The sequence below is a fragment of the Duganella sp. Root1480D1 genome (assembly GCF_001427305.1).
Taxonomy (GTDB): domain Bacteria; phylum Pseudomonadota; class Gammaproteobacteria; order Burkholderiales; family Burkholderiaceae_D; genus Rugamonas.
In genome coordinates this window covers 250,944-263,404 of sequence record NZ_LMFZ01000012.1, presented here as the reverse complement: position 1 = coordinate 263,404, position 12,461 = coordinate 250,944, and the positions used below count along the sequence as shown (strand labels likewise).

9 protein-coding genes are annotated in these 12,461 nt (G+C 59.6%); 4 read left to right on the top strand and 5 right to left on the bottom strand.

Annotation, left to right across the window (positions count from 1 at the left end; all coding sequences use genetic code 11):
- Window positions 1-26 precede the first annotated feature (26 nt).
- The 5 genes from ASD58_RS13645 to ASD58_RS31235 form a co-directional block, all read right to left on the bottom strand.
- Window positions 27-1,349, bottom strand: a complete 1,323-nt coding sequence (locus ASD58_RS13645) for an adenylosuccinate synthetase (RefSeq protein ID WP_057261706.1) — start codon at window positions 1,347-1,349, stop codon at window positions 27-29.
- Entirely contained in the window at window positions 1,342-2,319 is a 978-nt protein-coding gene (locus tag ASD58_RS13640) for a hypothetical protein (RefSeq protein ID WP_057261705.1), read from the bottom strand. Before ASD58_RS13640 ends, ASD58_RS13645 begins: the two co-directional genes overlap by 8 nt.
- A 19-nt stretch (window positions 2,320-2,338) precedes the next feature.
- Entirely contained in the window at window positions 2,339-3,262 is a 924-nt protein-coding gene (locus ASD58_RS13635; RefSeq protein ID WP_057261704.1) for a hypothetical protein, read from the bottom strand.
- 305 nt (window positions 3,263-3,567) lie between these two features.
- Window positions 3,568-3,942: a hypothetical protein gene (locus ASD58_RS13630; protein ID WP_057261703.1), complete on the bottom strand. Its 375-nt coding sequence runs from the start codon at window positions 3,940-3,942 to the stop codon at window positions 3,568-3,570.
- 83 nt (window positions 3,943-4,025) lie between these two features.
- A complete protein-coding gene (locus tag ASD58_RS31235; RefSeq protein WP_156401276.1) occupies window positions 4,026-7,397 on the bottom strand; it encodes a hypothetical protein in 3,372 nt (1,123 codons plus the stop codon).
- Between the two features lie 269 nt (window positions 7,398-7,666).
- Here ASD58_RS31235 and ASD58_RS13615 point away from each other — a divergent pair, with 269 nt between their 5' ends.
- The 4 genes from ASD58_RS13615 to mobF all read left to right on the top strand — a co-directional run bounded on the left by ASD58_RS13615 (window position 7,667) and on the right by mobF (window position 12,447).
- Window positions 7,667-7,870 carry a hypothetical protein gene (locus ASD58_RS13615; protein ID WP_057261700.1) on the top strand — a complete coding sequence of 68 codons (204 nt, stop codon included), beginning with the start codon at window positions 7,667-7,669 and terminating at the stop codon, window positions 7,868-7,870.
- Window positions 7,867-8,220 carry a hypothetical protein gene (locus tag ASD58_RS13610; protein ID WP_057261699.1) on the top strand — a complete coding sequence of 118 codons (354 nt, stop codon included), beginning with the start codon at window positions 7,867-7,869 and terminating at the stop codon, window positions 8,218-8,220. Before ASD58_RS13615 ends, ASD58_RS13610 begins: the two co-directional genes overlap by 4 nt.
- Before the next feature lie 328 nt (window positions 8,221-8,548).
- Window positions 8,549-9,823, top strand: a complete 1,275-nt coding sequence (locus ASD58_RS13605) for a type IV secretion system DNA-binding domain-containing protein (protein WP_057261698.1) — start codon at window positions 8,549-8,551, stop codon at window positions 9,821-9,823.
- Window positions 9,817-12,447, top strand: a complete 2,631-nt coding sequence (mobF, locus tag ASD58_RS13600; protein WP_057261697.1) for a MobF family relaxase — start codon at window positions 9,817-9,819, stop codon at window positions 12,445-12,447. Before ASD58_RS13605 ends, mobF begins: the two co-directional genes overlap by 7 nt.
- Window positions 12,448-12,461: the final 14 nt, after the last annotated feature.

The window sequence follows — 12,461 nt, the reverse complement described above, 5'->3', positions numbered from 1 at the left end:
CCAGCATAGGCGGCAATGCGGTCGGATCACGCCCTATATCCGGGAGGTGCCACAACATCGTGCCAAGTGGGGCCGTGTGAGCCGAGGACGACTGGCAGCTTGGTGATGGCTTGCAGTTCGCGCAGGAATGCGTCGGCGTTGGCGATGGGGGCTGTGGCGTAATTTGGGCTGGCGGCGTTCAGCAGCTCGCAAAGCGCTGCCGTGTGCGTTAGGTCCGGGCGGGTGGCTGACGGGAGCTCGCGGACTTCGCGGCCGTGCACGCTGTAGCTGTGGGACCAGCGCAGGTTGGTTGCGCCTGCGAATGCGTCGAGGTGGCTGACCAGCAGGCCGTCGATGCGGCCGGCGGCGGCGAGCGCATAGCGCAGCAGCGCGGCGTCGGGATGGCCGCGGCGGAAGCGGCCCTGCCAGCCACTGTCGGCGTTATGCGGTTCTGCCAGGACTTGCATGGCCTGGTCCTCGGTCGGCATGGGGCCTTGGCCGTGACGAGTAAGGTAGCTGCGCGTGGCGCCGAGATGCGTAATGCGCTCGGACAGGCCGTAGCCCGCCAGTGCAGCTTCGGCTGCGGCGGGGCCGGTGCTGCTCCACGTCGTATGCGGGTGGAAGCCGTGCCATTCGTCGAGCAGCATGCCTTGCGCGCCTTCCATCACGATGCTGCCGGCGCGCACCAGCTGCGCGGCGATTTGTTCGGACGCGGACGGCGGCACTTTCGCGACGAGGCGTTGCGCATGTTCGAGCCATAGCAAACCAAAACCGGGATCGTCGAGGATCGCTGCGTCTTGCGGGTTCAGCGCCGCGATATCGCCGGGCAGCGAAGCGCGCAGGCTGTGGCGCATGGCGTCCAGTTTGTCGCGCGCGCGCGAAGGATGCAGCAGGTCGGCATAGCGCAGTGCCTGTTCGGGCTGGGCCAGCGCGTGGCCCACGGTTTCGCCGAAGCCTACGCCGCAGCTTCCATGCGCAGCAGCGCCGCGCGCGCGTTCGCGCAGGCGGCCCGCTGCTTCGTGGTAGGGCGTGGTGACGAGGCAGCGCGCGTCGATGAACAGGCGATTCAGCGCATCGCTGACGCCCGCGCGCTGCAGGTAGCTTTCTTCGACCAGCAAGGCCGTGGGGTGAACCACGACCGGCGCCGACAGGACTGTCGCGACGCCGGGATTGAAGGTGCCGGCGCCGAACTGGGAGAAGGTGTGATGTCGGCCATCAGGCAGGACCACGTTGTGCCCCGCCTGGCCGCCGCCGTTGAAACGCATGACGGTGTGCGCCGATTTGACGCGGCAAAGGTAGTCCGTGAACAAGCCCTTGCCGCAGTCACCGAAGGCCAGTCCGATGACCGATACGATCCTGCCCTCAACCAAACAGACGCCTCCACCAAGGACGCTCGCCCAGCGCCACGGCGGGCGACGACACCGGAATCTCGTGCGCCGTGCCGCCTTCCAGCAAGGCGGCATATGGCCGCAGGGACCGCACGATGGCGGAAACGCGGCTGCCATCAATTCCTTCGCCGGACAGTACGCCTGGCAATGCATCCAGCTTTGGCAAGGCGCCTTCGGTCAGCGCAACGATGGAGGCGGCTACAGCGCAGGCATCTTGCGGCGCTTCCATGCAGATCACGTGGTCGCCCAGGAGCTCGCGCCAACGCGCTTCGCAACGCTGGCGGCGGTGCAGGTCGGGGATCAGGAAGAACAGGTGAAAGGTTTCGGAAGCAGCAGCGATCACTTCTTTGATCGGCAAATCCTCGTCCAGGCGGTCGCCAACCAGCGTTTCGATCTGGTGGCGCGAAATGGCAGGGTAGGGCAGTTCATCGCCGGTCAAAAACAGGTAGCCTTTTTTGCGGCGTTTTACCCAGCAATCGAGGTCGGTATGCTGGGCTGCCATGTAGAAGGCGAGCTCATAGCTTTCTTCGCTCGAACCGCCGCCGCCGCCTTCGATATAGCTCCAGGTCAGCCACTGGTCCATCAGCTCCGCGGTCGATTCAAACTGTCCGACCTGCAAGGGCGCGTCGTCGCAGGTGGCGTCGCCGATCGCCATGAACTGGATTTGCGGGTCGGCGACGCCGCAGGCCGTCAACAGGCGCATGAAGGTCGGCAGCTCCTTGGTCGCCAACTGCTCCGGGATATCGCCCATCGAGCCGGTGACGTCGAGCGCAAAGACGATGCCCAGAGAATTCGGATGGTCGGCGTTGTCGCGCGACTCGCGCATCTTGATGCCCTTGGGGTTCATCAGCGGATGGCAGGAATTTTGCTGGAATACCTGGCTGCGCGATGCGGATGCCCGGTCGGCGACCAGGGCGGCGTGCGCTGAGAAGGAGTAGTTACCGTGGCCCATTTGGCTCCTCTGGATACGATTAGTGTGTTGGGTGGAAGTGAAGGAAGCGTGGCGGGCCGAAAGCGGCAGCCGCCGCGCTGGTGGCTTCGTAGTGCAAGCCGGCGGCGCCCTGCGCCCTCAGCCAGTGCGCATCGGAAGAAGCGCGCTGCAACAGTTCCGCCAGTGGCGCCGGCACCGATGCCGGCAGGGCTGGCGCATCGTCGCCAGTGCGCTGGCCGGCCAGCAGGGCGCGCATGCTCCATGCAGACTGCATCAGGTCGCGCGCCTGGTCGCCATGGCGTTTTGCACGGGACCAGCCGACCAGGAAGACGCCATGGTCGGCAGGATGCACCAGCATATGTTCCAGGCTTACAGCGCCATGGCTCCAGCCGATGCTGTGCACATGCGCCAATACTTCAAGCACGCGGCGCCACATCCAGACCACATGGCGTGCATCGAGGCCGGTGCCGTAGTGACGGTGCACTTCGGACAGGCTGCCCCAATAGCCCGGCGGGTGGCGCAACGCGAGCACTGTGCCGCCGTTGCCGTCCGGGCCCAGTGCGACCGATTCCGGCAGGCGCTGCGAGAAATAGGCGGAGCCCGACGATGTATCTGCCTGGAGCTGGCGCAGGACGCCGTGTTCCCGCTCCAGTTTTGCGGCATCGGCGTATTTGAGCACCACGTGTTCGCCCAGGCGTCCGCAGCGCCGCGCCAGCATGACGCGCGAATCGGCGCCCTGGTACAACTGGCGGATGATGCGGTAGCGCCGTTCCCCGCAGCGGGCATCCTGGCCGGCAGGATCGTTCCGAAAGCGCTGCAGCGCCTCGTGGAAGCGGGCAACGTCGACGACTGAATCGGAGCGGGTGACCGTGGCGTCGCAATAGGGGCAGGCGACGGTGCGCCAGATGGCCTGGCGCGGAAGCACGCCGCCACATTGCGGGCAATTCAATGACTGGAAGTCCACGCGATTCCTGGTTGGTAGATTGAAACTAATTCTATTTTACCAACATCCCGGAAATGAAAAAGCCCAGCGCTAGGCTGGGCTTTAAAATTCTTTGGGGTGGCTGATGGGGGACCACTGGCCACAGCGAAGTACCTACGTGCGCGGGGCGTCAAGGCAGTTGCACCACGGGTCTGTGTGACGGATTGTGTTACAAAAGCCGTCCGCTTGCAATGCCCGTTTCGTTCATGTCGCTGGCGCCGGGGCGTCATTCATCGGTATCACGTACCAGGCAGGTCTAGCTGCCGCCGATGGCCAAAGTTGCCCGGCTAGCTCCAGACAAACGCCACGTGTTCCTTTTCTCTATCGTCGACGACGAAAGCTCGAACGTACATGCGAAAATTTTCAGCGACGTACACTTCGGTGCGGAAAATCTTGAGTGCTGAAGCGTCAACGTGATGTCGCCGAAGGTGCTCCGTTAATCCTGCGCGGTAAGCCTCCACACATTTTTGAACCCGCAATGGGAGGTCGTGCGACTCTTCGCCGCCAGGTGGAATCCAGTTGATAATGACCTTCTCGCCACGTCGCTCTCTAGCCAGCCTGTGCACGTCCTCGTAGACGAAGGCACCGTCCACATAATTCATTGCACTCATGAAGGAGTGCGACCAGTTGTGAGCCATGGAGCGTATAAGTTTGTACTTCATTGGCGCTTAGTTCTCGGTTGACTGAATGGTTACTCCCTCTTGTATCGGCGATAGACTACTAGCGGAGTCTGGGGACTCGTGCTTTATTCAAGGTACCGCAGACGTACAGCATCAACATCGCCCACGGTAACGCGCCGGGAGAAGGTTAGCCGAAGGTCTACGAGATTTCGTCTTTCGGCTAGCTCTTCAACTTGGGCTTGTACACATTGCCCAGGCCTGTACTCGGTGAACGTTACGTCTTCAAACGTTTCTCGGGCCATAAGAATAGATTGCCCAGAAGTCAATGGTGCGACGAAGACTGCTATTTCGTTAAAATGACACACATAGTCGTCCCCGTTGCCTTCCAAACGCTGCAGCTGAAGGTCATCCGGACGGCTGTAATCGGCGCCGTAATCTGGGTGCTGCCAATCCCATACCCAGTCAGGACGGGTTGCATTATCAAGGAGAAGGATGGGGCGAGCTCCCCTGGATACCATCCTCGCTGCTTCAGCTTTTAGCGCTTGCCAATATGCTTCAGCAGTAGTCGCCAGCACTTCTCGAATCGTACATAGATGAAGGATATCTGCAAGTACTACCAGTCTGACTTGGCGTGCCACACTCTCGGCATAGCTGTCAGATTCATTAATTGCCCGTGGCTCCATTTCAAGTTCAGTCAGTTCGCCCCTCCTGACCTCACGCATCGTCAATGTGAACGGCTGCAGTTCCTCTTCGGTAGTCCTAATTGTTAACAATTGCAGTGGAAATCCGCCATCCTCACCAGTAAACCCGGTCGAAGACGCAAACGAAGCAATCTCAAGCAAGCGTTCCATACTGATAGGCTGCGCTGCCAGTACCTCCTCTCTTCTCACCTCGACAGCGTCCAGGACAGCCCGTAAACCTGCCCTGACGGCATCCCAAGCATCTACAATATTCATGTCGGGTCTAACGCGGCCTTTTAGGTCGGAAACCGTGTCCGTACTAACCGATGGTTCAGTATCAAGGCGCTCAATCCAGGCTCGGAAACGCTCCCGTAGAATCTCAACGCTGCGGTATTGGTCAATAAGCCACAAGTCAATTTGACGATAAAAGGGCTCTGGAATGCGCCAGGCACCACTAGTTAACATCGCAAAAAATGCGAGTTGAGCGTCTTGCAATGACTCGACATCGTCCGCTCCGCTAAAAGAGTAAACCCGCGAACTTACCATATTAGGTCTGCGCATATCTTTAACATGTTCAACAAAACTGTTGAGCCGCGCTACATACCCCGCTGACCACTCGCCTGTTGCGGCATATTGACGAGCCTTCGCCGTCAAATATGCAATGGCAGAAAAACTGCTAAGTGTCCCGCTAAGTCGGCCACCCCCGCGCCATTGTCTTCCGGTCAGGAACCCTACAAGAACCTCAGCAGCCAAGGACGACTCTGCCTGAGCGCCAGGATGGTGCTGAATCCAGTTAATCAGGAGTTCAAGAACAAGCAGTCGAATGTCATACCAATAATTGCGCAAGGCAGCAAGATATGCGCCTTTCTGAAGCGTCTGGGTTAACTGTTCAGTGCCGTAAATTTGGTCTTGCTCAATACCGAACGTTCTAGTAAAGGTTGCCCAATCAAGCTCGAGATGGTCGAGAGTTATGAACGCGGTTTTGTTGTAAAGCTGGTGGGGCTCGTGTTCAAAGTCAAATGTATCCCACCACTTATTGAGCACATCAGCCATCCATTCAGCGGCGGCTACGTCCCCTTGATGAACTGCCGCCAATAGCATACGAGCTGTTTCATCTATATGTTTCGCATTTAGTCGCGCCGCATTTGGAAGAGCGCTCCAATCCGGAAGAATATCCTCTTGACGAATACGTCCCCTACTTGGTCTGCCGTTTTCCCACCCGCTTACAAAGCTGGAGAGTACCTCTTCATACACTCGATTCAAAGGCGGCCGCAACAGCACAGCGTTAAAGACGTCGTGCACCAGAACCCCTTGTTCTTCAACACGTTGAGACCACCAATTCCCCAAGAGGTACATCATAAGTGGAGGTAAGTGAAGCAGATGCTCTTGTATTCTCACAGGGGAGCTACGAAGCTGTTTGCTGTCCAGATGCTGGAGAAGATGACACAGACGCCGCAGAGGACGCGTATCGTGGATAACATTGTGGATTGCCGCTTCAAACACACCTCGATAAATTTCGCTCCAGCTTTCGTGAAGTCGCCGACCGGCAAAGGTTTGCGGGTCCGGAAGCATTGCCCAGCTATTTAGCTCACCCACATCATCACGGTCCAAACAAGCATTGAGCAGTAGCTCATGCATGTTCACAAGAGTGTTGTAACTGCGCTCGAAGGATTCGCTGTTTCCAATTGATGCTGCCTGTCTTGCGTCCGACGCAAGTTCTTCGAGAATGGCCTGGACTCGAATGCCAAAACGCTCTCTCTCAAGAGGACGAAATACGAGCGACCATCGCAGCATTAAGAGGTGCCACCACCCGAGCGAGGGCCCATGCGCAACTCTAGCCAAACAAACCTCTCCCTCTGAAACAGTACCTGGAGTCAGTGGGAACGTAAGCACTGGCCTCTGCTCCGAAGGGCCTGTATTTGGCTGCGACTGTGTAGCTTTCTTGGCCCGGCGGTACCAGCTTGTCGCGACGGCTCGCATCAACCACAAGCGCACATTGACTAAGCGATGAGGTCCCGACAATCCAACCGTACCTTGAGCATCCCCATCCCTAAATCCGAAGCGCCCGATAAGCATAGTCGGACTGTTCGGGGTTGACTCGTCAGCATAGTCTGGAATTGGTATCCAACCTCGTGCTTGAGACCCTGCAAGCACTTGATAGGAGTTAAGTCGGCTAACGTCGCGTGGAAGCGCAACACTGACCATGTATCGCTGAACCACTCTCGCCTGCACTTCAGGGAGTAAAAACTCAACGGTACGATATAGGAAGAATGTAGTTAAGGCGGCGTTCAGCAAAAACCACACCGTGTCTAATGCCGTCCAACTAGGTAGCGCGGCTAGTCCCCACGTGGTAAGCATCAGATACTGAATACTCATCACGACGACCAGGACGACAGACGATAGCCCTGCGGCTAATGCGCCAGAGTCCAACATGTAAAGGTGTACAAAGACTTCGGCCGCCGGGCGACGTTGGAGGAAAACGGCGACGAAAGCAATGACAAGAGGATAAACAAGCGCTACCAGTGTCACCTGGACAGTCCAGAGAGTAGAAAAATAGGTGAACTGCTCGGCAGCTTCCCAATTAACCCAAGGGGGGGTGAACCAGTCGCTCGGCAGAACGCTGGCCAAACAAAGGAGCACTAACTGAAGTGCAAGCAGGGAAATAACAAACCGGAACGGGTGTTCTCCGGCAAATAGCAACTCTCGCTCAAGTCTTGAAAATGCCAGCCGTCGTCTGTCTACGTTCGCTTTACGCCACTCACGCTCGTCGCGCGCAACAACGCCGCGGATAGACCACGGCATTTTCAACCAGCTCATATAGTCGCCTATTCAACTTTAAAGTTTGTAGTGCCCACGTAGCGCTGCAGCGCGTCCCTCACAGCCTGTACATCCCCGGCGGGACTCGCGACTTGCAAGAGGAGTTGCTCGCGCCTTGCCACCGGCACTTCGGTCTCGGCGACGGTGTGTCGAGGAAATTTGTAGTTTAGCAAGTAGTTTGCAGAGTGCACAGTGGTCTGGAAGCGATTTAGGCCAGATAAACAGGTGGTTGCTATACGGCTCATCCATTAACCGATTGGAGAGCGAAAATGCGCCACTTTAGCCTGCCCAAACAGGACAACAGAACGATACACACCCCTGCAATCTTCGATAGCCCGTTCGAAAAGCAGAAAACCCGCGCCAATGCTGGCTTTCAACAGTCCACCGCCGATTTCGAGGCGGTCCACATTTGTGGTCTGCCGTCCAAAAGCCTGAGTGCCAAGGCCGTATTTTCAGTGGAGGCGCAGCAATGAGCGAGCGGAGCCGTTTCATCAAAGTGCGAGTAAGCGAGGCCGAGTACAAGGAGCTGCGCCAGAGAGCCGATGCGCAGGGCATCACGATGTCTGAACACGTCCGCGTAACGGTCACAACGGTGCACAAGGCGTCGGATGTGGCCGCCCAGCTATCGGAACTGCGGCAACACTTGGGTAAGGTATCCACCCCTTCGCCAGCCTTGGCTAGTGCTGGCAGCATCGAGCAACGCGAAATGCTGTTATTGCTGCGTGAGCTGGCAGCTGCGCGCGATGCTCAAATCTTGAGCCGAGTGCGAGCACAGCTTGCCGCTCGTACCGGCGGCGTCGAACAGCGAGGGGGGGCCGCATGAGAACGCACGACCCTTTCCTGCGTCATCTGCTTGCGGCGGTGGACCGCTGCGTTGTTCGGACCGTGCTGGCCATTGTCATAACAGTTTTGGCATGGACTGCCGCTTGGGAGCGCGGTCTCGGTATCCCGGCGTTGGACGGCTGGCAACTCCTAACCGGGGCATTGCTTGGCCGAGCCAGAGACCGCACGGCGTTGACCATGCTGGTTCTATGCGCTGGACTTGGCATTACCTGCGCAACGCTCGTTAGTGGGTGGATGCTCCGCCGCTGGCAGCGTCGCGCAGCACTCGACGTGCTTCGTCTTCGCGGCTCACGTTGGGAGAGTGAGCAATGATGCGTGACGCCTTGCGGCGCTTTTGCTCGACGAAAGCAAAAGCCCTGATTGCCCAGCCCATACCCTGGGAGCATCGTCGGTTGACGCTCGGTGGTCACCCGTGGCCCGTCGAGCTGGAAACTCTGCACTTGCTGGTTCCTGGCACGACCGGGGCTGGCAAATCTACCCTTATCGAAGAGCTACTGGCCGGTATCCGAGCGCGCGGCCAGCGCGCTATCGTCTGTGACCCGAACGGTACGTACCTGAGTCGCTTTGCACGCGATGGAGACCGGCTCCTGAATCCCTTCGATGCGCGGGCCGAGGGCTGGTGTGTGTTCAACGAAATCCGCGCCGATTTCGACGCTGACCGCCTCGCAGCCAGCCTCGTCCCGGCCGGCCACGGGGAATCGGCCCCATGGCACCACTATGCCCAGGTGCTGCTGGCCGAGGTGTTGCGTGCGCTGGTTCGGTCGGGCGAGACGACGACAGAGCGTTTGCTGTACTGGTGCACTACTGCGCCTTCACGGGAGTTGGAGGCCCTCTTGCTAGGGACACCCGCAGCAGGATTGTTCGACGAGGGTGCGGACAAGGCCTTGGCTTCTACGCGCTTCGTGTTGACAGCGCATCTGTCACCGCAGCGGTTCCTGAAGCCGGGACCCTTCAGCATCCGTGAGTGGCTCGAAGCTGGCGATGGCAGCCTGTTCATGACCTGGCGAGCCGATATGCAAGCAGCGTTGGCGCCACTGCTCGCGAGCTGGGTTGGTATTGCTACGAACGCTGTGCTGACACTGCCACCGGACCCTGCGCGGCGGATATGGCTGTTACTTGATGAGCTGGCCGCCTTGGGCAAGCTCAGCGGCCTGGAGGCGGGGTTAACGCTCGGTCGCAAACACGGGCTGGCCGTGGTCGCTGGGCTCCAAAGCACGGCGCAACTCGACCGCTTGTATGGCCGTGAATCGGCAACTGTACTCCGTTCCTGCTTCCGCAATCTGGCAGTTTTGGCTATCGCAAAGTCGGACCCGGCGACCGCTGATGAGCTCTCTCGTGCGCTAGGCGAACGCGAGGTGCTTCGCCACGAGTTGAGCCGTAGCTCCGGCGCGAGTGGACAAGGGGAGTCGCAAAGTGTGCGGCATGCACAAGAGCGCTTGGTGCTCGCCAGTGAGATTTCGAGCCTGCCGAATCTTGGCGGATTCCTCGCGTTGGCTGGCGACGAACCGGTTCACCGGCTGCGATTGGTACCACAACAGTGGGACGAAGTGACGGATGCATTCGTAGCGGAGGACCTGTGCTGACACTAGCTAAAGTCACTTCGGCTGAATCCGCTGCCAGCTATTACGAGGGAAGCGATGACTATTACGGAGAGGGTGGACGGGCTCCCTCGGAATGGTGGGGCACGGGGGCGACCACCCTGGGCCTCGAAGGCGTCGTAGATGCAAAAGCCTTCAAGGCGCTCTTGGAAGGGGCGCTGCCAGACGGGGAAGCGATGCATCGCGGCGGTGACGGAGTGCGAACCGCCGGACTTGATTTGACCTTTAGCGCGCCTAAATCGGTCAGTATGCAAGCGCTGATAGGCGGAGACGAGCGCTTGCTCGACGCCCACCAGGAAGCAGTTAGCGCAACGCTACGGTACGTCCAGGACAATCTGGCGGTGTATCGCAGCACACAGGAAGGCGAAACGGCCACGGTCCATAGTAAAAATTTGGTCGTTGCCCGTTTTGAGCATGACCTAAGCAGGGATGCAGACCCTCAGGTGCATACGCACTCCGTATTATTGAACATGACCCAGCGCTCGGACGGTCAATGGCGTGCATTGGATGGTCGGCCCCTTTATGAGCATCAGAAGCTCCTTGGCGCGGTCTATCGGGCCGAGCTTGCCCGAGGCTTACAGTTGTTTGGCTATCGTGTCCGGCGGACGCATCAGGACGGGCGATTCGAACTGGCTCATATCAGTGACCATCACGTTGCCGCGTTCAGTACGCGCAGTCGCGCTATTGACGCTGCGTTGGCGGCGCGGGGCAAGGACCGCGCCAGTGCATCGGCGGGCGAAAGGGAAATAGCAGGACTAAGCACGCGGCGCAGTAAGGACCGGTCAATCGACCGTGTGGCGTTGCGCGAGGTCTGGCTGGCGAAGGCGGTCGAGCTGGGCATTGACTGGGGCGCCACGCAACCGCCACTTCTGCCACAAGCAGATTTAGTGGCGGCCGCCCGGAATGCTGTCGACTATGCGGTGGCGCATCTAACGGAGCGAAGTGCAATCGTCCAGCGAGTCGCAATCGCGCATGTAGCTCTAGCGCATGGCACTGGCACCGTCGTATTGGACGACGTGCAGCTTAACATCGACCAGCGCCTCAGCTCTGGCGAGCTGTTGGCTTCGGCCGACGGCCGTCGAATTACTACACCGGAAGCGCAAGCGGCAGAGCGAGAGCTCTTGGCGATTGAGGCACGTGGGCGGAGTGCGTTGACCAGGGCTATCTGGCAACCGACTCAGGGTGACTTGTTCGCCGGGGGACCCACAACCCTTGCGCCCCTGTTGGCACTGCCCGAAAGCCTGACGGAAGGGCAGCGCCGAGCCGCAGAGTTAATCTTGGCAACGCATAGCCGCATTGTCGGTGTCCAGGGGCTGGCGGGTACGGGCAAGACCTCGATGCTGCGCACGGTTTCGGATAATCTCGGCTCGGAGTTCAGGGCGTTTGGATTGGCTCCTTCTGCGGCGGCAGCGCGCGAGCTGGAGAAATCGGGATTCCAGGCCATGACCATTGCTGGATTCCTTGCTAAGGGCCGGCCGCTGAACGACCAGACCTTGGTTGTCGTAGACGAAGCCGGGATGGTAAGCCTGCGCGACATGCATGCACTCCTGTCCACCATTGAGCAGGCTGGCTCCAGGGCCGTGCTGGTCGGTGACACTGGGCAGCTTAAAGCTGTCGAGGCCGGGGTCCCATTTCGTCAGCTCCAAGAGCAGGGCATGGCAACCGTGCGGATGACAGATATCCTGCGCCAGCAGAATGAGAAATTGAGAGCCGCGGTGGTGGACGCGGCGGAGGGCCGTGTCGAGGCCTCACTGGAGAAACTTGCGGCCACCGTCGCTGAGGTACCACACGCCACGGAGCGCTACCAGCGGATTGCCCGAGACTATGCCCGTCACCTGCCAGAAGACCGCGCAAAGATATTGGTTGTAGCGGGGACGAACCGAGCCCGCCGGTCCATCAATGAGATGGTGCGCCAGCGGCTCGGACTCGCAAGTACCGGTGTCATCGTGTCGGTCATGGAGAGCCAGGACCTGACACGGGCACAGTTGCAGAGTTCACTAAGCTACTCACCAGGCAACATCATCGAGGCGCTGCGGCACTATGACAGTATCGGTCTCCGGCGCGGCGACACTGCGCAAGTCGTGGAAGTAGAGCCCGGCTGCATCACGCTACGTCGGGCAAGCGGTGACTTGGTGCAGTGGCGACCGACCGCCATGCCTCACGTCGCCGTCCATTCGCTGGAAGAGCGCGAAATTGCCGTCGGCGACCGGCTTCGGTTCACTGCGAACGACTATCGGCGCGGCATCGTCAACGGGCAGGCCGGCATCGTCGAGGCAATCGACGAGTCAGCGCGCGAGCTCACGGTCAGGGTGGACGCCGGGAGTACATTGAAATTGAGTTTGGACCAGCCCTTGAAGCTGGACCATGCGTACTGCACGACCGTCCATGCAGCGCAAGGGCAGACCTGCGACCGCGTTCTGGTCGAGGCGGACGTAACCAGTGCGATGGCTAACCACTCCCTCTACTACGTCGCCATCAGCCGCGCGCGCCACGGGGTGACGATTTATACCGACGACCGCGAGCTGCTACCGCAGGCTATGTCGCGGCTGGACGTCAAGCACGCGGCCCTTGACCTCGAACGCACGTCCCGGCGCGCTCTGGCTCTATAGTTCCGGCCCGTCGA

Excerpts from the sequence above, each read along its gene's own strand:
- ASD58_RS13640 (WP_057261705.1), bottom strand. The coding sequence starts at position 2,319 with ATGGGCCACGGTAACTACTCCTTCTCAGCGCACGCCGCCCTGGTCGCC.
- ASD58_RS13630 (WP_057261703.1), bottom strand. The coding sequence starts at position 3,942 with ATGAAGTACAAACTTATACGCTCCATGGCTCACAACTGGTCGCACTCC.
- ASD58_RS31235 (WP_156401276.1), bottom strand. The coding sequence starts at position 7,397 with ATGAGCTGGTTGAAAATGCCGTGGTCTATCCGCGGCGTTGTTGCGCGC.
- ASD58_RS13615 (WP_057261700.1), top strand. The coding sequence starts at position 7,667 with ATGCGCCACTTTAGCCTGCCCAAACAGGACAACAGAACGATACACACC.
- ASD58_RS13610 (WP_057261699.1), top strand. The coding sequence starts at position 7,867 with ATGAGCGAGCGGAGCCGTTTCATCAAAGTGCGAGTAAGCGAGGCCGAG.
- ASD58_RS13605 (WP_057261698.1), top strand. The coding sequence starts at position 8,549 with ATGATGCGTGACGCCTTGCGGCGCTTTTGCTCGACGAAAGCAAAAGCC.